The sequence below is a fragment of the Microbulbifer mixtoriginis (SeqCode) genome (assembly GCF_052467515.1).
The window spans coordinates 3458032-3481367 of the sequence record NZ_CP174314.1; the positions used below are offsets into that span (position 1 = coordinate 3458032).

The window sequence follows — 23336 nt, forward strand, 5'->3', positions numbered from 1 at the left end:
ATAAGTAGGGACCAACATCCACATAAAGGTATTGGACCCCAATATATTCCTATAGGCCCCAAAAACTGACTAGGAAGCCTTCAAGGAAAATTCCACAGCTTTATTCGCATGAATTTGAGTAGTATCCAACAGTGGGATAGTCACATCCTCTTGTGAAACCAGCATACCAATCTCGGTACAGCCAAGAATCACACCATCCGCCCCTTGAGCCGACAACGAGTGGATAATACGCAGATATTGCTGCTTTGATGCAACTTCAACTTTGCCCTTACAAAGCTCCTCATAAATTACCCGATGGACAATTTCCCTATCTGGGGCTGCGGGAACTATTAGGTTTATTCCGTACTTTTCCTGTATGTATTTACGATAAAAATCCTGCTCCATGGTGAAAGCAGTACCCAGTAACCCTACCTTATTGACTTTATCTCTAAGCAAAACTTCAGCTACAGCATCGGCAATATGTAAGAGAGGAATACCTACGGAAGCCGTCACCTGATCCGCTACTTTATGCATGGTGTTGGTACAAATTAGAATGCAATCTGCCCCAGCAGCTTCCAACGCTTTGGCGGCTTGTGCTAAAAGGTAGCCTGCCTCATCCCAGTTACCGGATCGCTGTAGCTTCTCCACTTTATAAAAATCGACACTGTATAAAATAATCTCTGCTGAGTGTAATCCCCCAAGACATCGATTGACCCCTTGGTTAATTAACCTGTAATAAAGCTGTGTACTCTCCCAGCTCATACCGCCAATTAGGCCAACTTTTCTAACTTCACGCTTCACTACTTGCTCACCTAACTTTTATAAAATTAAGCAACAAATTTAAAGTAACCCAGCAGTAGAAACAACCAATAGAAAAACAATCAGATAAAAGAAATAAAAATGTAAAATATAGCCAGTAGCTACTCGGTGTACTTTGATGAATCCATGGACATACAAGAAGCAATCAAGTTTCTTTTACTGAAGTTATAACCTGAAAGAAGAGCCATCATATTCTCCCTCCCCAAAAGACGACGAGTAATTTCTTTAAGTGATACTCCCTGGCGCCCCAGCTCCTGAGCAGAACTCGACAGGTTAAGCAAGTAATCATACTTTTCTTGAAGCCTTTTCTTACCATTCTCTACCAAACCCCGATGGGGACATAAGATAAGATCAAATTCATATTGAAGTACTTTGCGCATGCTTTTCATCAAAACCGGAATACTCTCATCCTTACGCAACATTTTTAGATGACTGGCCACATAGAGGTCAGCAGTAAAAATCCAGCCCCGGTCTTCCATCAGGTAACAGGTCATATCCTTAGCATGGCCTGGTGCGGCGATAGGTATTGTTTTCTCACCGGCTATACGCAGATCTTTTGGCAATTCGGCTGCTTCAGCCAGCCCGGCAGCTCCCCAAATTAGCCTTTGAATTGGCGGTATACGAAAACCCCGTTTAAGAATTTCTATAGTGGCTTTAGGCGCACGAGGTTGAACTCCTGTCAACTTATAGATAGCGCCTGCATTGCCGCTATGATCCTCATGATGGTGAGTAAGAAGAAGCTGACGAAACGGTTTGTTTTTCACAAACCACTTGACATACTTCCATTGATTGCTAGGCCCTGTATCAATAATGGTATCTTTTAAGCGATAAACAATAAATGTGGTATTGATCCCAAAATCAAATCTGCCAACTCTCTGCGCATCAAGATCTTTGTAGTCAAATGAATCAATGACCGACACACAAGCCTCCCATGCCTGAGACCGAAAAATTGAGAAGACTAGAGATTTAAGATAGTAATACCTCAGTGTGAAGGTCTAGATATCTAATAAAGTAGGGATAAAATTGGTGACAGCATCGACTTATTGAGTCATTAATCTGCTAAAAAGACTATTCCGTGAGTTCCATACGCAATTTCAAGCCAAGCTTGGTGGTAGCACCACTGGTAGTCCAGGCAATCTTTCCGTCATTCCCCACAATAATCATCGTTGGCGTTACTTTGATTCCCCAACGGGAACTTATTCTGCCCACGGGGTCATTGATTGTAGGAAACTTCAGATTGTGCCGGAGCATATATTTCTCTACCTCATCCTCATCACCAGATTGCATGGCAATTCCCAAAACCTGATATTCTCGCGCCAGCTCAGATATTTTGGGAGATACTATACGGCAATAAGGGCACCAGGAGCCCCAAAAGTAAATAAGGACTGGTCCATGAGTTGTCATCTCTTTAAGGTTTAACAAGTTTCCATTTATGGTTTTACCTTCTAGTGGTGGAGCTGTGTCTTTGGGAAGGTCTCGTTGCTGATAATAGCCAACCGCAGCCATTACCAGTATAGCTAGCATAGAAAAGGCTACTATTTTTACCGCCGCCCGGTACCGTTGAATTTGCACCGTAAACTTTTCCTATATTTTAAATTTTTCTAGCCAATTTTGGATATCCATCTCACCCAGTACAACTAAGAGTGGTTCAACTCTATCGCTCCTCATCCTCTTCGTTGTTATTACTATCTTCGAACAAATCGACAATCATAAATTCCTGCAATACCTGAGGTAGAAGCTTGGGTCTCTTTGCTCCAGCAGGATACCAAGCATAAACAGGGATTGAGTTGCGCCCTAATGCGGCCAGAGATTCAGTAATTTCTGGGTCTTCTCGAGTCCAATCAGCACGCAGTAACAAAACATTATTATCCTGAAAGAGTTTTAATGTTTCCTCTTTATCAAGCACTCGCTTTTTATTTACCTGACAGGTAACACACCAAGCAGCTGTATAGTCGACAAACACTGAACGCTTTTCCTGTTGCGCCTGTTTAAGCAGTTCAGGATCATACTTTTGCCATGAAACTAAAGTTTGTATCATTTTCTGATCTGCTCGCTCCATAACCTTAAAAGCTAACGGTAAACTGATAAATAAGAGACCCCAGGAAATTCCCCTAACTAAACCTGTGGAGTTATGTATCATCCAGAGGATAATCGTTGCTATCAGTACCATAGAGGTACCCATTAGCCAACCCATCTCTCCTTCCATTCGACCCAGAATCCAAAGGAGCCAAATTACTGTAGCGTAGAGTGGAAAAGCCAGAAATTGGCGAAGTTTTTCCATCCATGGCCCCGGAGATGGAAGCCTTCTTAGGAGTGATGGACTAACACAGAGAATTAAGAATGGAGCTGCTAAACCAATCCCCATAGAGATAAAGATAAGCATGGCCTCCAGTGGAGGTAATATTGTTGCAGAGCCCAACGCTACGCCCATAAATGGTCCAGTACAGGGTGCAGCAACAAACACTGCAAGGGCACCTGTACCAAAGGTTCCCCCTTTACTCAGGCCTGCAACCTTCACCAAGTGTTGGCCAAATTCAAAGACTCCATGAAAAGACATGGCCATCACCCAAAATAATACAATCAGGCTCAACACCACTTCAGGGGACTGAAGTTGAAAGCCCCACCCTATAGATGCCCCACCTGCTCGAAGTAGTAAAAGTAGCAAGCCTAGGATCGTAAAGGTGCTAACCACGCCAGCAGCATAAATGAGCCCTTCCAACGGGCGAGATCCACCGCTATAGCCCTCCCCTATTAAGCCAAGCAGTTTGATTGAAAGAACAGGGAAAACACAGGGCATCAGATTCAATATGACCCCGCCAATAAATGCCGTGAGGATGATCAGCCAAATGGGACGCCACTTCTCAGTAGGTAGAGGGCTACCGAAGGAGACATCATCAAACTTCCAGGCCTGTTTTCCATCACTGATGACAAAACTAGTTACCGCGGGAGTAGTCGCCTCAGGCTGGCGCTGGAAGAGATAGATGAGTGACCAACCATCTCGTCGGACCCTTGGCTTGGCGGGAGAGATGACTTTTCCATCCAGTGGAAAAACCTGTGGTACCTGACCTTTCTCACGTGCTTCAATCAACAGGCGTATGCGGTCTTTTCCTTGAGGAACCAGCGATTTTATCATCCAAGGGCTGCTTTCACTCGAGATAGGCACTCTCTCTGCAAAGTAATCCCTTATTATCAGGTCATCTCCTGTCCACTTGGGCTGCTTCCCAACAGGGCGGGTTAAGGTTATGGTGCCACGTCCTGGAATGCACTCGATCTTACACACAAGCCATTCAAGATCCGCTTTCAAAGCGACTTGCTCAGCTCCTGACTTGGGTTTCAGGTCAAAAAGATAGGCAACACTGCTCTCATAACCCAGGTTTGTAAGGTGTTCCACCTTCAAACGAGTTGGAAAAGGCCATTCAATATTTCCTATGCTTGCCCCCGAAGCCTGTATATTAAAACGGGGCGCGGCTCCGGAATCTCCCGGATTTCGCCAATACACGTGCCACTCAGGGTCCACCTCGAAGTAGATACCAATTTTTTCGGTGCGTACTTCTTCAAAGCTAGAAGGGGCCAACCAACGTATACGCACATGATCGCCGGAAGTCTCTTCCTGTGCATAAAGGAAAGAACCATAAAAAGAAGCTAATCCACTAATGATGATTATCAAGACAAACTTGATTTTAAACACACTCTTTTCCTTGGGCCTTATGCCTGGGAAATTTAAAAATGCAATACTGGTTATCTATGAACACTATACTGAGAGATAACCACTTAAGATCAATAAATTGGACGCAGATTACCCCGTCAATATCCCCTTACTAACTTTTGTAATTAGACGCAGGTTCTCGTTTGAGATCTTCGTCAGCCCTTTAAGTTTTTCAATAACCTATAACCATCGCTCCTTAGGCTCCAGGCTGGTCAGAGACCTAAAACTTACTCACAGCTCATCTTGGCACAAAAAATAGCCATCGATTAGCCTGATATTTAGATACTTATCAGCACATAGTAGGAAAATTATTGATTGGAAATAGATATCGAGGCTCTGGCAGACCGCTTACAGATCAACTACTTGTCAGTCGTCGAACATTATAACGGCGTCCCTTATGCCCTTTCCATCGCTTATTACTTCCCATATTGGTCTCTCGCTTATTCAGTATCAACCTTAGGGAAAAGGGAGTAACCTCTAAGAAAAAGGCAATTATCTGAAATTTATCGGCAAAATCCGCCAGAATATATTTTCTGATTTAATGTATCTGCACTTTTACGGCGAATAGTGCCTCAAAAATATAGGTAATTTAATCTGACAGGCTATAAAGAAAAACAATCAGAAGCAATAATTCTAGTGAGTACTTATCTTTCAACGCAATATTTAAGGTTTCTTTTATTTCTGGCCTCAAAAAGAGTGGAGAAAGTAATTATAAAGTAACAATGGCACTCAGGAATTGAGTCTTTGGGCGTGAAAATCTGTAAAATTCAACCTCAACTTTCTATGAAAGTTTTAATGATATCACTGATATATATAATACCCTTGCGCGAGATCGAAAGACCCCCCAACACATACCTTCATCTTTAATCTGAAATGGGTCATTACACATACTTATTAGATACAAGCGGGATTTAACTCTTTTTATCCACACTATCAATATTTATGTAATTTATCTTTTCAATATTCAGCCAATAAAGGATGCTCAACATTAACAGGAACCAAATTCTCCAAAAAATCCTCAGTAGCCAAATCCCAGCAGAATGTTCTCGCTCGTGCGATACAATCCTCTGATTTGAATGTAAGAGCTTTTTGAATAGCCACCCCAAGATCTTCATCCATAGCACCAACGGGTGCATCGCCAATGATATCTCTTGGCCCGGTGACCGGATAGGCTGCAATTGGCAGGCCACAAGCTAACGCCTCAAGATTCACCAAACCGAAGGTATCTGTTAAAGATGGAAATACAAAAACATCCGCTCCAGCATAACACTCGGTTAATGCCTCTCCCTCTTTTATCCCCAGATAAATCACCTCTGGAAACTCTTTCTTTAATGCATTTAATTGAGGACCATCTCCTACCACCACTTTGGTTCCAGGAGTATTAATAGACAAAAACCTATCTAGTGACTTCTCCACAGCAATACGACCAACATTTAACATAATTGGCCTGGGCAGCCCTGAAAAAATTTCAGTTTCAACGGGGTGGAATTTATCCAGCTCCACTCCTCGACGCCAGCGAACAACCCTACTAATACCTAAACTTCTTGCTTCTGCCTCCATACTTGTAGTTGTCACCATCGTTTGAGCTGCAGACTGGTGAAAATCCACAAGTAGTCTATGCAACCAACTTACAGGTATTTTGTATCTTAGGGAAACATATTCAGACAATCTTGAAAGCCATGAAGTTGTATACCTTAAACCTCGCTTTTTACAATATCTCCGCATGGAAATACCAATTGGCCCCTCTGTCATAATATGAATAGTATCTGGGGAAAAATCATCAACAATACGAGCAAGACGGGAACCAGGGAATACTGCAATTCTAATTTCATGATATCCAGGCCAGGGAAAATACCTAAAATCATCAACAGATAAAAGCTTAACTTCATGCCCTCGAACAGACAATTCTTTTATGGTTTTCTCTAGAACCCGCGATACACCATTAAGCTGCTTCGGATAGGTGTCCGTAGCAATCAATATTTTCATACCATAAAACCTTTATCTAAAGACAAGAATCGTTCCAAAACAGTGCCAACAAAAATACGAAACCACTAAATAAAGCTTGAGACGATTCCGACACTTACCATTTTGACAAGCAGGGTATTTTTCTCTGATCACAGCGACTGGAATATTTCTTTGCCACCTGCTCCACTTCTGATAAAAGCTTATCACTCAGCGTGATCGGCTGTAGCCCCATCTCCAGCAACTGGTCATTAACAGCCAGTAAATCATTTTCTGGAGACTCTTTTCTTGGGTTATCCACATAGGCAATAGCCACATCTGTTTTATCAGCAATCAACTTCGCCAGATCTCTGACTCTATGTATTTCAGTCATCTGGTTCAATATTTTGACCCGATCATCTTTTTCCGGAGGATTTTCTATCGCTAACTGTATACAACGGCAACTATCCTGAATATGGATAAAAGCACGTTTCTGCCCACCGGTACCATGAACTGTAAGGGGATAATTAATCGCAGCCTGCATTAAAAATCGATTCAATACAGTGCCATAATCTCCATCATAATCAAATCGATTGATAAGATACTCATCCCTACGGGTTTGGTTTGTTTGTGTGCCCCAAACAATACCCTGATGTAAATCAGTAATACGCAGCCCATCATTTTTATTATAAAAAGCAAACAATAACTGATCCTGAGCCTTAGTCATATGATAGATAGAACCAGGATTTGGAGGATATAAAATTTCCGAACTTACAAATCTACCTGCCTCTTCCACTTGCACCTTAAGGTATCCTTCTGGGATTTTCATGCCGGCAGTGCCGTAACCATAAACACCCATAGTTCCCAGGTGTACAAGATGAATATCCAGCTTACTTTCTACAATTGCGGCAAGAATATCGTTGGTCGCACTCAAATTATTATTAACCGTCAAACGTCTATGGCTTGATGACTTCATCGAATAAGGCGCTGATCGCTGTTCGGCAAAGTGTACAATTGTGTGCGGTTTCTCGGTAACCAATAGCTCTAGCAGCCTGTGATATTCTTTACCGATAGTGATTACAACATGCCGAATATTCTTGCCCGACACTTCTCGCCAAACCCTCAGCCTCTCTCCTAATGGCTGAATAGGCGTGAGCGACTCGACTTCAAGCTCTATATCGGTTTTTCTCCTTGAAAAATCATCGACAATTATAACTTCATAGCCTGCATCAGAAAGATGAAGGGCGGTTGGCCACCCGCAGAATCCATCCCCACCAAGAACCAGTACTTTTCTCACCCTAACCTCATTTATTAGTGACAGAAAAATGACTTCTATTTGAATACACTGAATCAACTATTGATAACGAACTAGATTATCTTCACTAGCGGCATATCCAATCCAAGAGCAAAATCCTTTCGCTTATTGGTTATCTTTATCAGTAATTTCCACTCAAACTTAACTCACGGATAAAGCCAAGCATCTCTGCTAGAACTATCTCACTGTTTGCAGTGTGAAATATATGGCGTCAAAGACAAAACAAGCGCCAATCAAAGGGAAATAGCGCCAATCTTCACTTTCTTTGGCTTTTGTGGGAACAGAGTAGATCATTCAGGAATTCAGCGTTACTTTGAACAACCTTCAAATTACTAAGCATGTCCCAACCGATCAGACAAGATTTACAATCATTTTTGATTATCTTCACCGTCATAGATCACCACCATTTCATGTGCAACAGACATTTGCACATTCCTTCCACATTCCAATCATGATTAGGAAAACCTGAGTCCATCCACGCAAGGCAGAGCCAACAGAGCGACCAAACCTATTCCTCACTTTGAAGAAAACCTGCACTCATAAAAACACGGGCTTTATTATTTTCTGCACCAAAAATTTATGCCTGCCAGATTAAAATACTGACCACCATTACCAAGAGGCCCACTGTCATCGAAAAACAACTTTTTAATTTATCTAAATTAATGGGAACTTCACACACCGAGATGACAACTAAGACACGTAAGACAAATACAAAAGGTCTGCGCAGCAGCGCAGAGGGTTATGGGCAAAAAATAAATATCTGGGGTCGTACTTAGGGCATTAGCTCTAGCAGAAAGTTAGCTTTCTAAAAAAGCCAACTATCAGCAAATCTCCCTATTTTTTTGAGCCTACTTTCGCAAACGGTTTTCCGTAAGCGGCTTGCAAGGATGCATTTAAGCTTTATTGAAATGCACTTTGTGGGAATAAAAATATCCTGATCAAGAATCTATTTAGCAATTTTTCCTGAGACTGACTGATCAGCCCCTGGATAAATTGCCGTATTTTCTACCCGTGCATTTTCATAAATATACTGCTCCATCCGCATTCTATTTCGTACCGGGAGATATAGCTGATGATTTCCAGAAGACACTTATTGCCTATTTCCCTGGCAATATCGGCCCTAACATTTATTGCACCTCCAGTCCTCGCGGATTTTGGTTCTAAACATGACAAGCATCGGGTACCTAAGAACGCAAGAAAAGGTCCGCGGCCACCCAAGCAACAACCCTTCGATTTCAGTTCAATCTTTAACACCGTCCAGATTCTGGAAGCTGGTGCTGTGGAAATACACCTCGGTGGCCATATAGACCAGGCCACACTGGAAGCAATGGACCCAATTGAGGCCTATGTTCATGCTTTCGAAGAAGGTGATGAGCTATTTGAAATGAACTACAACGCGCTCGATGGGGTAGGTGTCAATGTCGGCAACGGTAAGCGCTTCACCAGTTTTCCGCGCCCTGATCTCAGAGGCCCAAGGGCCTGGGCCAATATTTTGCCCCATCGAGCTACAGGCCCCAACGGTGATTCCTGTATCAGTTGTCACAATGTTCCCGTTGCCGATGGCGGCGGTGGTGTGAACGATAACGTGATCCGTATGGACCCAGAGCGTAAACAAAAAGGCTTTATTGAGCGTAACTCCCCGCACCTGTTCGGCATGGGCGCGGTACAGTTGGTGGCCGAGGAAATGACCACCGAATTACACAACCTCAGGGATCAGGCTGTCGACGACAGTTGTGCCTCCGGTGACAGTGCCACTGTGGAAATGGTAGCCAAAGGGGTGGATTTTGGTGAAATATCCGTTTCCTGTGAAAACGTCAACTACGACAGTCTCGCTGGCATTGATACAGATCTTGTTGTGCGCCCCTTTGAGTGGAAGGGACTCACCGGCTTCGTACGTGCTTTTGTGCGAGGTGCTGCGCACCAGGAGCTCGGTATGCAGGCCACCGAACTGGTCGGTGATGCCGATAGCGACTTCGACTCTGTCAGCAACGAACTGAGCGTGGGGGATATCACCGCACTGGCAATCTACAATGCTGCACAACCACGGCCAGTCACCAAGCTCGAATTAAACAGCGTGATTGATACCCTGAATGAAGAGGAAAGGGAAACCTACGGGCTACCTCTCAGTGAGGCAGATATTGCCAGCATTCAAAATGGCGAGGAAATTTTCTCCTCTATCAGCTGCGCCTCCTGCCACTCTCCCGAGATGGAAGTCAGCTCACCAGTATTTTATGAACCGTCGAAACACGCCAGCTATCGCGATGAGACCTACCCAGCGGGCAACATTGCCGGGTTACCCACTACCTCCCTGCAATTTAACCTGCTGACAGATATTCTCGACAACCCTCAGGAGCTACCTTCCGGCCAGACATTGGGACAGTTCGAGGAGTCCGAGAATGGCGGAGCAATTGTACGCCTCTATGGCGACCTGAAACGCCACGATATGGGCCGAGCCATGGCTGAGGAGTTCGATGAGGGCAACGTGGGTGCCTCGGTATTCCTTACCGAAAACTTGTGGGGAGTAGGCTCCACACCACCCTATCTACACGATGGCCGCGCCACCACCATGACGGAAGCCATTCTGTTTCACGGAGGGGATGCACAATCCAGTAAAGAGCAGTTTGTAGCCCTTAGCGATGCTGACAAAGCCGACCTGCTGAATTTCCTAGATAACCTGGTACTTTACCTGGCTCCAGAGTAAGCCTCTAAAAACCCACAATCCAACCGGGGCGGCCTATCGGCTCGCCCCTTTCACATCTCAGTACAAATTATGGCGTTGATGCCACTCTGCCAGTGACTCATCTGGGTACTCATCGAAATGCTTGTCCGCGGCTCGAATATCCGGCTCTACCCAGGTTTTGGCAAAGGCCAGCATCATATGAGTAAGTTCTGGTGGTACGGGAAGTTCACTATCTATCGCAGAGGCAAATGGGTGGACCAGATCGGGCCAGCGGGGGTCCCACAACCAAAGCGCACTGCCACAGCGGGAACAAAAATGGCGTTGCGCCGGGCTGGCACTATTGCTGCCAGACTTATCTCGCAATATTGCCTGATACACTGAGATAAACTCCTTCCCCTTTACCGTCAGCGACTGGTAATCCCCTCCCAGGTTAACGGCATAGCCCCCTCCCCCAGCCGTCTTGCGGCAAATCGAACAGTAACAGCGGTTAAATGGGTATGGTTGTGCACATTTAAGATTGAATTGCACCGACTGGCAATGACAGGAACCATTTAGTTTCAATATAAAATCTCCCCACTTGTCTTGCTTACACCTCCAATGCCTGTATCTAGGCTAGACTGGTTAGCGGTCCCACAATCAAGGTTTATGCCGCCATGGCAATAGATAAGCCCGTCAGACACGATAAGTGGCAGGCCCAAGAATATGTAAAGGCCTCCTCCATGCAGTGGCGGCACGCTATGGAAGCTATCCAGCGCTGCAACTATCAAGGCGCCAGTACTATCCTCGATGTGGGCTGTGGCGATGGCAGAATCACCCGCTATCTAGCCGAACACCTCAAGAGTGGCAAAATCGTCGGTGTGGACCTCACTGAGGATATGATTCGCCACGCCCGCAAAGCCCACTCCGGCGTACCCAATCTCTCCTTCGAGCAAATGAGCGCCGATGAAATTCAGTTTGATAAGCAGTTCGACATTATTTTTTCTTTCAGTTGCTTGCACTGGGTGGCAGACCAGAAGAAGGTCTGGAATGGCTTTTACAAACACTTACGAGAGGATGGCAAGATTGTGGTCGGCTTTCAGGTTGACCATGAGAATTTCTGGGATACTGTGTACGAATTCCAAAACAATAATCAATGGCAGGCACATTTTGAGAACTTTCTCGATCCTTACAATCATTATTCCCTGAATGAAATGCGTAATTATATCGAGGATGCTGGATTTTACCTGCCCAGGATCGATGAAATCCATCATGTGGAAAATTTTGGCACCCGAGACACGCTCACAGCGTTTTTCTTATCTTGGGTGCCTCAATTTCGACATCTGCAGAACTCGCAAAGACAAGAATTTGCCCAACAAGTGATGGACGCCTTCTACCAAAAAATACATCCAGAAATGCGCAAACATGCTGGAGTACGGATCAAGCGATTTATTATTGAAGCCGTCAAATGAATCGGAATCCATGTATTAATTTTAAAGCTAGTGAACTCAAATCACCCTTAGCTGCTAACTTTTTAGAGCTTAACCATTCTCTGCAAACTTTTGAAAAAGTATCAACAAAATAAAATCACGAACGGGCCATTGTATCTAGGTCCACCTTCAAGCAAGAGGCAATTAAGTTTCTCTTACAAAAGTTGTGGCCAGTTAAAATACTTACCAAACCCTCTTTTCCCAGCAAACGCTCGCTGATTTGCTCTAATGGCAGCCCTTGCTGATCAAGCTGCTGTGCCTCTGCAGATAAATTCAACAGAAACTCATACTTCTGCTTTAACTGCTGCCAGCCATTTTCTACAACTCCTCGATGGGGACAGAGAATGACTTCGAAGGAGCGCTCCAATACACTTTTGATACTGTTTAACAGGATGGGGATATCTTCATCGATGCGAAGAAACTTTAAGTAATTGGCAATATATAAATCTGCACTGAACAACCAGCCGCGCTCAGGCAACAGGTAACAGGTCATATCTTTGGCATGACCAGGGCTAAATAGGGGCTGCACTTCTTCAGTGCCAATGCGGATATCTTCTGGCAATGGCGCTACTTCGGCTTTTCCAGCAGTTCCCCAGAATAGTTTTTGCATGGGGGGAATACGAAAGCCCCTTTTTAATATCCCTATAGTTAAGTCCGGAGCAAAAGCCTGCACGCCGGTGAGCTTTTGGATAGCACCGGCGTTGCCGCTGTGATCCTCGTGGTGGTGAGTTAGCAATAGTTGTTTTAGCGGTGTATTTTCAATAAACGGCTTAACATATTTCCACTGGTTACTAGGGCCAGTATCTATTACTGTGCCATTAAGCCTATAAACGACAAATGTGGTGTTGACCCCCATATTCAGGCGACCAACTCGGATTGCCTCCAGGCCCTGATAATTAAATGTTTCTCTTACCGACATGGGGAACTCTCTTACAGATTTTGGAGTATTTTCAGGCAAGTGGCACAGGTGGAGAAATTGCAATTTCCTCGAATGTAGGTGACATATCACTACTAATCTCTAGAAGGGGACAAGCAAGAAGGCCCAAGTGAGGCATAAATCCCCTAACCCAGTAGCAAACTGTTCTCACAATGCTTCCAGCGACACCACCTCAATCCCTCTTTCCGTGTAGCGCCAACACAAATTGAACCCACACAGCGCCATGCCATAAATTCGCTGTGGATCGTTTTTTTGGTAAGCCGGCCGGGGATCTTGTGCCAGAACCTGCTCAATTAACTTCGGCAGATCGGTGCCCCAGTCATCTTTATAGGCCTTGGATTGGTGAAGAATCGCTTCCGGGATATTTACAGTGATCAATGCGGGGGCGGCATCGGCAAAAGCGCTTTCAGCATGGTGTAGGGCATCGGCATAGGGCACATAGGGTTTGATATCCAACACTGGTGTGCCGTCTACCAGGTCGGCTCCACCGACAATCAATTCCACTTTGGGGGAGGTGCGCACTTCCAGTAAACGCACCACGGAAAGACCAATATTATTGGGCCTAAAGGGGGAACGAGTGGCGAGTACACCGAGCTTTTTATTACCACCCAGACGCGGAGGACGGACCTTGGCGGACCATTGCCCGGCAGCCTGGTGAAACTGGAAAACAACCCAGATATGACTGTTTTCCTCCAACCCCGCTACCGCATCTGCCACATTCAGTGGCGCTAGTAGTTCGATACTGGCCCGGCTGGCATCGGCGAGCAGTGGCTGACGGGGAACACCAAATTTTTCACCAAAACAGGAGTGCACACGGGCAATGGGCTCAACAACCATGGAAAATCCAGACAGCCAATAATGAGCCCGATATTTTAAACCAGTTGCGGGAATTATTTATCGACACCAGCAATACACAAATATTTTATTTCCATGTAGTCCTCAATACCGTATTTAGAACCTTCCCGTCCCTGACCAGATTCCTTTACACCTCCAAAGGGCGCCATTTCATTGGAGATAATCCCTTCATTCACACCCACCATGCCGTACTCCAGCGCTTCAGACACTCGGCAAACCCGTCCAATATCACGGGAATAGAAATAAGAGGCGAGGCCAAACTCGGTATCATTAGCCATGCGAATCACCTCTTCTTCCGTGGAGAATTTAAACAGTGGTGCCACTGGACCAAAGATTTCCTCTTTAAACAGATTCATTTGCTCAGTGGCATTTCCCAGTATTATGGGTGCATAGAACTGATCTCCCATAGCATCGGGTCCGCCAGCAACCAGAGTTTTCGCACCTTTTTGTAGGGCATCTTCTACCAACCCCTCCACCTTTTCGACCGCTTTGACGGTAATCATAGGGCCAATATCGGTTCCCTCTGCAAAGCCATTCCCCATTGTTAGCGCGTTAACTGCCTGGGCAAATTTCTCCGCGAAAGCCTCGTAAACCCCTTCCTGTACGAAAATACGATTGGCGCAGACACAAGTTTGCCCGGCGTTGCGGTACTTACAGACAATGGCACCTTTCACTGCCTCATCCAGATCCGCATCATCAAAAACAATAAATGGCGCGTTGCCGCCCAGCTCCATGGAGGTTTTCTTCATGGTTTCAGCACACTGGGCCTGCAGTTTCTTACCCACAGCGGTGGAACCGGTAAAGGTAAACTTGCGCACTAGAGGATTCTTCGTCATCTCGGTGCCGATGGCCGGCGCATTTTGACCAACCACAATATTGAAGATCCCCGGGGGAATACCCGCTTCCTCCGCCAGTACCGCCAGCGCCAGGGCGGATAATGGCGTCTCATGGGCCGGCTTGGCGATAAATGGACAACCGGCCGCCAGGGCCGGCGCCATCTTGCGGGCGATCATGGCATTGGGGAAATTCCATGGCGTGACTGAACAAGTGACCCCAACAGGTTGCTTGATCACCACGATGCGGCGGTCGTTGGCGGGGGGCGCTATGACATCGCCATAAATGCGCTTAGCCTCCTCGGCAAACCACTCGATATAGTTGGCACCGTAGACTATCTCTGTGCGTGACTCAGAGAGGGGCTTCCCCTGTTCGGCGGTAAGAATTCTGGCTAAGTCCTCGGTGTTATCGATCACCAAGTTGTACCAATGCCGCAGTAACTTGGCCCGCTCCTTAACCGGAGTAGCAGCCCAGTCTGGCCAGGCAGCACTGGCCGCCTCAATAGCGCGACGGGTCTCATCGGCACCAAGGTCAGCTATGCTGGCCACTACCTTGCCGGTGGCCGGATCTTTAACGTCGAATGTAGCGCCGGAATCGGCATCGACCCATTGGCCGTTGATATAGGACTGGGTGCGCAATAGCGCGGGTTTTTTCAGCTCCAGCATCGCCATCTCCTTAGGTGTCGTCCCTGATCCCGGTCGGACCCGCGATCTACCGCTAAGGATATTAACCCGTAAAATGCCCCCCGCAGTGCAAGACAAGGGGGGGATTGGCGACACTCTGGCTTGTAGGCGTGTGGAACTTTATTTTTTCTTTTTCACAAACTTCATCAGGCGGCGTTTCTTGGCCTTCTGGCGATCACTCAGTTTGTTTTTCTTACCGGCGTAGGGGTTGTCACCGGTACGGAATTCGATTTTCACCGGTGTCCCGTGTAGCTCCAAAGCCTTGCGGAACGTCTTTTCCAGATAACGTACATAGTGCGCAGGCACCTGTTCGGTCTGATTGCCGTGAATAACGATCACCGGCGGGTTCTGGCCGCCCGCATGGGCGTAACGCAGTTTGATACGATGGCCGTGCACAAGCGGTGGTTGGTGCTCACTTACTGCCCATTGCAGAATACGCGTGAGGTGGTTGGTGGAGAGTTTATCTGTCGCACTCTGATAGGCGGCCTCGATAGACTCGTACAAATGGCCAACGCCAGTACCGTGCAGGGCGGAAATAAAGTGCACATCGGCAAACTCGACAAAACGCAGGCGGCGCTCCAGCTCCGTTTTCACGTAGTCGCGGTGATCTGCCTCCAGGCCATCCCACTTGTTCAGAGCCACCACCAAGGCTCGCCCGGCCTGAATCACGCTGCCCATCAGGTGCATATCCTGGTCCACCAGGCCCTCGCGAGCATCAATCACCAGCACCACCACATTGGCGTCTTCCACCGCCTGCAGGGTTTTGACGATAGAGAACTTCTCTACCGATTCCTTAATGTTCTTGCGACGGCGAATACCGGCAGTATCGATCAAGGTATAGGGCTTCTCATCGCGCTCATAATTGATATAGACACTGTCGCGCGTGGTGCCAGGCTGGTCGTATACCACTACGCGGTCCTCGCCGAGCAGGCGGTTGACCAGGGTAGATTTACCCACGTTGGGGCGCCCAACAATGGCAATCTTGATTCCGGTGGCCTCTTCCGGCTCCTCTTCAGCCGCCACCTCAGGAAGATCCTCAACCACGCGCTGCATCAGGCTGCGCACACCACGACCGTGGGTGGCAGTGGTGGGAAAGAGTTCACCGATACCCAGCTCATAGAAGGGCGCCAGGGCGATATCCGGGTTGACACCATCGACCTTGTTGGCAACCAGGAAGGTCGGCTTGGAGCGAGTGCGCAGCCGGTCTGCGATCATTTCATCCGCCGGGGTCAGGCCATCGCGACTATCCACCAGGAACAGCACGATATCCGCTTCTTCGATAGCCTGCATAGACTGCTGCGCCATGGCCGCATCAATGCCCTCTTCTCCGCCGGTGATACCGCCGGTATCTACGAGAAGTACTTTGCGTCCATCGATTTCGGCCTCGCCATATTTGCGGTCGCGAGTAAGACCGGCGTAATTAGCCACCAAGGCGTCACGGCTCTTGGTAAGACGATTAAACAGTGTGGATTTGCCCACGTTGGGGCGCCCGACCAGGGCGATAACTGGCAGCATAGAATTCTGGCTTTAGCCTAATAAATAAATACAAACGCCCGCACAAGGCGGGCGATTTCAATTCACCTGCGAAGCAGGCTCCTTTTGCGGGCTGGTGCCCAAAAGCGGACTGCCTGTCCGCCACAGCAATATTGCGCGCTTAGCTCCGAGCGAGGGTCAGGGCTACCAACTTGCCGTCATCAGACAGGACAAACAACAGGTCGCCATCCACCAGCATGGGGATACGAATCGAATCGTTATCCACCTCTTCGCGGCCGATAAACTGACCGGAACTGGGGTCAAGCACATGCAGGTAACCTTCCAAGTCGCCGACAATCACAACATCCTGGAAATAAGCCGGGCCACTCAGTTCGCGGCGCAGTAATTCATTGTTACTCCAGGCGATCTGGCCAGCGCCCACATTGTAAGCGTATACACTGCCCGAGGCGCCGCTCAGGTACACATGCCCTCCACCAACAGCCACTGAGTGGTTGGTAGAGGCATCACGCGCCCAAAGGCCACGACCGTTTTCCTTGGATAAAGCGACAACACGACCCTGGTAGCTGGCGGCAAACACCAGATCACCGCGCACTACCGGCGACCCGTCGATATCCACAACCCGCTCCAATTCAGCAGAACCCTGCGGAATGGCAACGCGCTGTTCCCAGCGAGTTATGCCGTCGCGGGCGTCCAGGGCAACCAATTTGCCATTATCGAGACCGGCAATTACCAGACCGCCGCTAATCACGGGGGCCGCGGTGCCGCGGAGAGTCAGTACCGGCAAGGTGGTGGTTTGGCTCCACAACTCTTCACCGCTGCTGGCATCCAGGCCCACCAACTTACCGTCAACGGTTTGCAGGACCACAACACTGGATCCTATTGCCGGAGCGGAGACCACTTCACCAGAGACTTGATAGGTCCACAGTTGAGCGCCATTTCGCAAGTCCAGGGCCACCGCACGGCCGCGGTAGTCAACAACTACAGCGATACCCAATCCAACACCGACACCACCGCTCAATTCAATATCCAGATCGGTTTCCCACTGGGGCCTACCGCTGCTGCGATCAAAAGCGGTCACTTCACCGTCGCTGCTGGCGGCAATCAGTTTACCGTCAGCCAGACCCGGCTGCAGCATCGCATAACGCTTCTCATCGATGCTGCCCACATCCGCCGACCAGACTTCGCGCAGCTGAACACTAGGCGCGAAATCGACCAGGTCTACCGGCTCGACATCCTCCTTACTCTCGTTGGAGGCGCAGGCACCCAGAGCTACCGCTAGGGCAACCGCTGCGGTGCGCCCCACAGCGCGATTGAGAAATCCCATTATTCGCCTCCCTCAGGTGCTGGTTCACTTGGTTTCTGCTCTTCGCCAGAGGCCACTGCTAGGCTCTCAACTTTGAGTTGTAGCAGCTGGGTACTGCCCACCTGCTCTGGTAACAGCTCGGTCAAAGCCTGTTCGTAGGCGCTGCGCGCGCCGGCGTCATCGCCTTTCTGTCGAAGAATATCACCGCGCGTCTCGGAATAGAGGGCGGCAAAGGCCGGGGGCACACTGCCCTCAATCAGCTTCAAAGCTTCATCTGGTTTGCCGCGCGCGGCAATCACCGTGGCCAGGCGGCGCTTGGCCAGCAGCTTCATGGCGTCTTCTTTGGTGTTGTCGAGCACCCACTGCAAGTGAGTCTGCGCGACTTCCAGGTCATTCTTTTCCACAGCAATTGCGGCCAGGCGCAAAGAGGCCTGACTAGCGTAGATACGGCTGCCGTACTCGTTTTTCAGCTGCTCGGCAAGTGACTTCGCAGTAGTCAGCTGCTTGTTGTCTGGCTGGTTGTCATTAGCGGATACCGCCTGGATAAAACCTTGGTAAAGGTCCGAGGCCGCCTCAGCCTTGGAGCGCTGGTCACCCTGCCACCATTGATAACCAAAGTAGCCGGCCAGAGCCAGGACTATGCCGGTAAGAATGCCCCTGCCGTTTTCCGCCCACCAGCGCTTCAGCGTTTCTATTTGTTCTTGTTCGGTAAGATGCTCAGACATTGGGTAAATCGCCTTTCCTGTGGTTTCTAACTATCCTGGCGGGGGCCACCGCCACCCTGAGTATTTGAATCAGCCCTGCAGCAATGCCGCAAGTTCCGTGAGCGCGAGAGTCTGCTGCTGTTGCTCAGAGCGCAGATATTTCACTGTAATCTGACCATTTGCAGCCTCATCCTCGCCGATAATCAGTGCGTAATCGGCACCGCTTTTATCCGCTTTCTTCATTTGGCTCTTAAAGCTCCCACCTCCGCAGTGCGCCTGTAGACGCAACCATGGTAGCTCGTCGCGCAATTGTTCGGCGGCAGCCAAGGCGGCTGATTGTACATCACCCACCGCCACCAGGTAGGCATCTACTTGCTGCGCCAGACTCTCCGGTAGTACTTCAAGGGTTTCCAACATCAATACCAGGCGCTCGGCACCCAGGCCAAAGCCAACTGCTGGAGTGGGCTTCCCACCCATCTGTTCTACCAAACCATCGTAGCGGCCGCCGGCACAGACAGTGCCCTGGGCACCGAGACTGTCGGTTACCCATTCAAAAACGGTTTTACCGTAGTAATCGAGACCGCGCACCAGTTTGGGGTTGATCTCGTATTTCACCCCTGCTGCATCCAGTAGCTCGCGCAACTGGGCAAAATGGGCGGCAGATTCCTCATCGAGGAAATCCAATAGACAGGGCGCCTCGGCGAGCAGTTCCTGGGTTTGCGTATTTTTACTGTCGAGAATGCGCAAGGGATTGCGCTCCAGACGGCGCTGACTGTCCTCATCCAGCTGCTCGCGGCGCTCGCTTAGGTAGGCCACCAGGGCCTCACGATAGGCTGCGCGGCTGTCGGAATTACCCAGGGAGTTCAACTGCAGGGTGACATGTTCACCGATACCCAGCTGACGCCACAGCCGCGCGGTCATAATCAGCATTTCCGCGTCGATATCCGGCCCTTCGATGCCGAACACTTCCACTCCAAACTGGTGGAACTGGCGCAGACGGCCTTTCTGTGGGCGCTCATAGCGGAACATAGGGCCGAAATACCACAGGCGCTGGGGCTGAATCAGCAGGTTGTTTTGGATCGCTGCGCGCACGGTGCCTGCGGTGCCCTCTGGGCGCAGGGTAACGCTGTCTCCGCTCTTGTCCTCGAAGGTGTACATTTCCTTTTCGACAATATCGGTAGCCTCGCCCACGGCGCGGCTGAACAGCTGGGTTGCCTCCAGAGTGGGCGTACGGATTTCACTGTAGCCGTAGCGGGCAAAGAGTTCACTGAGGGTGGCTTCCACATACTGCCAAACCGGGGACTGTTCCGGCAGCAGATCGTTCATGCCGCGAATTGCGCGAAGTTGTTTCAACGCTGTTCCTTAAATTTCTAATTACTTAAATCAACGAATAGGGCAGTGCAATAGACGTGCCCGCTACGCTTTGGCGATGATATCTGCCTCACGCTCGGCCTTGGCAGCGGCCTTTTCGCGAATTAGGCGTTCCAAATCATCCACTAAATTCTCATTTTTGAATTTGCGGTCTGGCTGGCCGTCCACATAAATCGCGTGGCTCGGTGTACCGCCGGTGAGGCCAATATCCGCCTCCTTCGCTTCGCCCGGGCCATTGACGATACAGCCGATCACCGCCACATCCAACGGCGTGGTGACATCTTCTAGGCGCGTCTCCAGCTCATTCATGGTTTTTACCACATCAAAGTTCTGGCGTGAGCAGCTGGGGCAGGCGATAAAATTGATCCCCTTGCTGCGCAGGCGCAAGCTCTTCAGAAGATCCCAACCTACTTTCACCTCTTCCACCGGGTCTGCCGCCAGGGATACCCGCAGGGTATCGCCAATACCGTCGAGCAACAGGGCGCCGAGGCCAATTGCGGATTTCACCGTACCGGCTCGCAGGCCGCCGGCCTCTGTAATACCCAGGTGCAAGGGCTGCTCAATTTGCTGGGCCAGTTTGCGATAGGCAGCGGTAGCCATAAAGATGTCCGAGGCTTTCACGCTCACCTTGAAGTCCTGAAAATTCAGGCTATCAAGAATCTCAACATGGCGCAGTGCGGACTCCACCAGTGCATCTGGCGTGGGCTCACCGTATTTTTTTTGCAGGTCTTTTTCCAGAGAGCCCGCGTTTACACCGATACGAATCGGGATGTTCAGATCGCGGGCCTTGTCCACCACCGCACGAATACGCTTCTCACGGCCGATATTACCGGGGTTGATGCGCAGGCAATCCACCCCCAGGTCGGCCACTCGCAGAGCAATGCGATAGTCGAAGTGAATATCCGCCACCAGCGGAACATTCACCTGCTTTTTAATTTCCCCGAAAGCCTCAGCGGCCTCCATGCTGGGCACTGAGACCCGCACGATATCCGCACCGGCATTTTCCAGACGCTGGATCTGGCCCACAGTGGCGGCCACATCACAGGTTTCGGTATTGGTCATGCTCTGCACCGAGATCGGCGCATCGCCACCGACCGGTACATTACCCACCATGATCTGGCGCGACTTGCGGCGGACAATGGGAGATTCAAATTGCATAGGGCTGACCTGGCAGTATTGCTGCTAAAAATTCGAGGGGGAGATTATAGAGAGATTGGGCGCAAACCTACAGAGTTCGCGCCCAAACGGGGGAGATCCTTTAATTGCCCACAATCAGGCGGCGGGTGCGGCGATTGCCAATGGGGTCGCTTTCAATCGTCTGCTCGCGGTAAACCACCTTGGTTGCACGGGCATTACCGAGCATCACTTCGAAGGGCGCGCGACCATCCAGGTTCTTGGAACTGCCGGCTTGCTGAACACCGGCGAGCAGTACAACACCCTCGGCATCCTTTACTTCAACCCAGGAATCCTCGTCGAAACTGAGACGCAGCGCTCCTTGCAACTGTTCATCCAGCTGCGCAACGGTTGCGGGTAGCTGGGCGGTAGCGTCTTCAGCTTGCAGGCTGACCTGGGGTTCAGTAAGCGCATTATGCTCGGGAGTTTGAGCCTCCTCCGAGACTTCTTCCCCGGCGGACTCTAGTTGTTGCGCCGGTGCCTCAGCAACCTGCAACTGGGTTGAACCAGGCTCCGCCAATGCTATTTCATTGATATTTACGGATGGCTCAGCAACGGATAGCTCAGCAGTTTCGACAGGGGCTGCATTTTGCTCTACTGAGTTCTGCAGGCCGGGAATATTTACCGGGCCAACATAGAGCCACCAAAATACAGCGCCCGCCACCACAAATGGCAGAAGAGCCAACAGACCATAGCCGTGTTTGCGCGCCGGGCGCAGGGCGTCGGCTTTCATCTCGATACGTCGCGATTCTTTGCGCACCTGCTGTTTTGGGCGTGCGGCATCGTAGGCCGTAAGCACAGGAGCGGAGTCAATGCTCAGCTCCCGGCAAATATTGCGGATATAACCTCGCGCATAAACCGCTTCCGGCTGGCGCTCGTAAAGGTCTTCTTCTAACCACTCCACCGTATTGTCGATAATACACAAGCGCCGGGACAGCTCCTCGCGAGACAGCCCGGCCGCCTCGCGCGCAGAGTGCAGTAGCGCACCGGGAGAAGCCTGTGTACTGGATTCGATTTGGCCGCTGTCGCGGTGCACGGAGTTACTATCCGTCATTACCACTCAACTCCTGATATTTCAGTGTTTCCGCAGAGTACGGGTACAGATTTTTTAGCGCAAGAGCATAACTCAGCTCCTTGTCGCGGTTGCCAAACACCTTTTCGATACGTACCCCCAACCATAGGGATTGGGGTGTCTGGCGTTTATTCTCACTGTAACGATCAAGGTACTGTTTGGCCGCAGAATAGTCGCCGGCCTCATATTTAAGCTCCGCCAACTCCAGTAGCGCTACCGGCAGATTGCTGTTGAGAGCGAGCGCACGCGTGTAGGCCCGTTCTGCTTCATCTGCTAAGCCCAGGCGATTGGCAGTACGGCCATAGTTAACCAGGGCAAAGAAACGGCGGTTGTAAGTCAGGTCATTGGAGGCGTGACGAAATTGCTCTAAAGCATCCTCGTAGCGCTCCTGCTGGTAAAGGAACACGCCATAGTTTGTGCGCGCCATGGAGAAATTGTCGCTGTAGCGCAGGGCCTTTTTGAAATGGGACTCGGCCACCTTCAATTCGCCATCGGCCTGGTACAGCAGAGCCAGGCCATGGTGGGCCATAGGATTCTTCTTGCCCAGCTCCAGCGCCTTGTTGAAGTGGCGGCGAGCCAGCTCGCGGTTCTCTCCACTCTGCAGATAGCGAATACCCAGTTGAACATGGGTTTCCAAAGCCTTCTCCAGATTGACCTCCTGGCGCTCTGGCAAACCAGTGGTTACACACCCCCCCAGTAACACAGTGAGAATCAGGCCTAAGAACCGCAGGCCAAAAGAATTTGCAGACACGACATCACCTGTACATTTATTTTTCATCTATCCATCAAGCGGGATCGCAGTGATTAATCACTATCGATCAAGCACCAGGGCGGGGGCAAAGTAAAAAAATAGTGGTGTGCCCACTGTGATGGCAGAGCAGTCCCCAAGATAACCTGTCTGCAATGCCTCTTCCGATACTGGACCCGGACGCTGATCCTGCCTCCCGACCCATATAGTGCCGCAAAGCACCGTGAGTTTCAGCTGTGTACCCCTAATTAATTCC

The 23336-nt window shown here is 49.4% G+C and carries 19 protein-coding genes; 2 read left to right on the forward strand and 17 right to left on the reverse strand.

Annotated elements, in window-relative coordinates; genetic code table 11:
- Window positions 1-69: 69 nt before the first annotated feature.
- The 6 genes from ACJJIT_RS15010 to ACJJIT_RS15035 all read right to left on the reverse strand — a co-directional run bounded on the left by ACJJIT_RS15010 (window position 70) and on the right by ACJJIT_RS15035 (window position 7742).
- Complete coding sequence (locus tag ACJJIT_RS15010; protein ID WP_444898903.1) at window positions 70-780, reverse strand: aspartate/glutamate racemase family protein; 711 nt, start codon at window positions 778-780, stop codon at window positions 70-72.
- A 119-nt stretch (window positions 781-899) separates the two neighbouring features.
- Complete coding sequence (locus ACJJIT_RS15015; protein WP_444898904.1) at window positions 900-1718, reverse strand: MBL fold metallo-hydrolase; 819 nt, start codon at window positions 1716-1718, stop codon at window positions 900-902.
- Window positions 1719-1866: 148 nt separating this feature from the next.
- The gene (locus tag ACJJIT_RS15020) at window positions 1867-2370 is read right to left on the reverse strand and encodes a protein disulfide oxidoreductase (protein WP_444898905.1); all 504 of its coding nucleotides are present in this window, start codon (window positions 2368-2370) and stop codon (window positions 1867-1869) included.
- Between the two features lie 82 nt (window positions 2371-2452).
- On the reverse strand, window positions 2453-4486 hold the full coding sequence (locus tag ACJJIT_RS15025; protein ID WP_444898906.1) for a protein-disulfide reductase DsbD family protein: 2034 nt from the start codon (window positions 4484-4486) through the stop codon (window positions 2453-2455).
- A gap of 975 nt (window positions 4487-5461) precedes the next feature.
- Window positions 5462-6490, reverse strand: a complete 1029-nt coding sequence (locus ACJJIT_RS15030; protein WP_444898907.1) for a glycosyltransferase family 4 protein — start codon at window positions 6488-6490, stop codon at window positions 5462-5464.
- A gap of 94 nt (window positions 6491-6584) precedes the next feature.
- On the reverse strand, window positions 6585-7742 hold the full coding sequence (locus ACJJIT_RS15035; RefSeq protein ID WP_444898908.1) for an NAD-dependent epimerase/dehydratase family protein: 1158 nt from the start codon (window positions 7740-7742) through the stop codon (window positions 6585-6587).
- A 1090-nt stretch (window positions 7743-8832) separates the two neighbouring features.
- Between ACJJIT_RS15035 and ACJJIT_RS15040 the strand changes: the two genes are divergently transcribed.
- Window positions 8833-10461, forward strand: coding sequence for a di-heme oxidoredictase family protein (locus ACJJIT_RS15040; RefSeq protein ID WP_444898909.1), 1629 nt, complete (start codon window positions 8833-8835; stop codon window positions 10459-10461).
- Between the two features lie 57 nt (window positions 10462-10518).
- On the opposite strand, the gene ACJJIT_RS15045 is transcribed toward ACJJIT_RS15040, so the two are convergent.
- Complete coding sequence (locus ACJJIT_RS15045) at window positions 10519-11001, reverse strand: GFA family protein (RefSeq protein WP_444888210.1); 483 nt, start codon at window positions 10999-11001, stop codon at window positions 10519-10521.
- A gap of 92 nt (window positions 11002-11093) precedes the next feature.
- Here ACJJIT_RS15045 and ACJJIT_RS15050 point away from each other — a divergent pair, with 92 nt between their 5' ends.
- Window positions 11094-11888, forward strand: coding sequence for a class I SAM-dependent methyltransferase (locus ACJJIT_RS15050; protein ID WP_444898910.1), 795 nt, complete (start codon window positions 11094-11096; stop codon window positions 11886-11888).
- Between the two features lie 115 nt (window positions 11889-12003).
- On the opposite strand, the gene ACJJIT_RS15055 is transcribed toward ACJJIT_RS15050, so the two are convergent.
- From ACJJIT_RS15055 to pilW, 10 genes are all read right to left on the reverse strand, one after another.
- Window positions 12004-12825, reverse strand: a complete 822-nt coding sequence (locus tag ACJJIT_RS15055) for an MBL fold metallo-hydrolase (protein WP_444888208.1) — start codon at window positions 12823-12825, stop codon at window positions 12004-12006.
- Between the two features lie 165 nt (window positions 12826-12990).
- On the reverse strand, window positions 12991-13680 hold the full coding sequence (tsaA, locus tag ACJJIT_RS15060; protein ID WP_444898911.1) for a tRNA (N6-threonylcarbamoyladenosine(37)-N6)-methyltransferase TrmO: 690 nt from the start codon (window positions 13678-13680) through the stop codon (window positions 12991-12993).
- Between the two features lie 53 nt (window positions 13681-13733).
- Complete coding sequence (locus ACJJIT_RS15065) at window positions 13734-15197, reverse strand: NAD-dependent succinate-semialdehyde dehydrogenase (protein WP_444888206.1); 1464 nt, start codon at window positions 15195-15197, stop codon at window positions 13734-13736.
- Window positions 15198-15335: 138 nt separating this feature from the next.
- Window positions 15336-16730, reverse strand: a complete 1395-nt coding sequence (gene der, locus ACJJIT_RS15070) for a ribosome biogenesis GTPase Der (protein ID WP_252084821.1) — start codon at window positions 16728-16730, stop codon at window positions 15336-15338.
- Between the two features lie 139 nt (window positions 16731-16869).
- Entirely contained in the window at window positions 16870-18033 is a 1164-nt protein-coding gene (gene bamB / locus ACJJIT_RS15075) for an outer membrane protein assembly factor BamB (protein ID WP_252084820.1), read from the reverse strand.
- Window positions 18033-18737: a YfgM family protein gene (locus ACJJIT_RS15080; RefSeq protein WP_444898912.1), complete on the reverse strand. Its 705-nt coding sequence runs from the start codon at window positions 18735-18737 to the stop codon at window positions 18033-18035. The genes bamB and ACJJIT_RS15080 overlap by 1 nt, the downstream gene beginning before the upstream one ends.
- Before the next feature lie 69 nt (window positions 18738-18806).
- The gene (gene hisS / locus ACJJIT_RS15085) at window positions 18807-20069 is read right to left on the reverse strand and encodes a histidine--tRNA ligase (protein ID WP_444885867.1); all 1263 of its coding nucleotides are present in this window, start codon (window positions 20067-20069) and stop codon (window positions 18807-18809) included.
- A gap of 63 nt (window positions 20070-20132) precedes the next feature.
- On the reverse strand, window positions 20133-21245 hold the full coding sequence (gene ispG / locus ACJJIT_RS15090) for a flavodoxin-dependent (E)-4-hydroxy-3-methylbut-2-enyl-diphosphate synthase (RefSeq protein WP_252084817.1): 1113 nt from the start codon (window positions 21243-21245) through the stop codon (window positions 20133-20135).
- Between the two features lie 100 nt (window positions 21246-21345).
- Window positions 21346-22314: a RodZ domain-containing protein gene (locus ACJJIT_RS15095; RefSeq protein WP_444898913.1), complete on the reverse strand. Its 969-nt coding sequence runs from the start codon at window positions 22312-22314 to the stop codon at window positions 21346-21348.
- Entirely contained in the window at window positions 22304-23083 is a 780-nt protein-coding gene (gene pilW, locus ACJJIT_RS15100) for a type IV pilus biogenesis/stability protein PilW (RefSeq protein WP_444898914.1), read from the reverse strand. The genes ACJJIT_RS15095 and pilW overlap by 11 nt, the downstream gene beginning before the upstream one ends.
- Window positions 23084-23336: the final 253 nt, after the last annotated feature.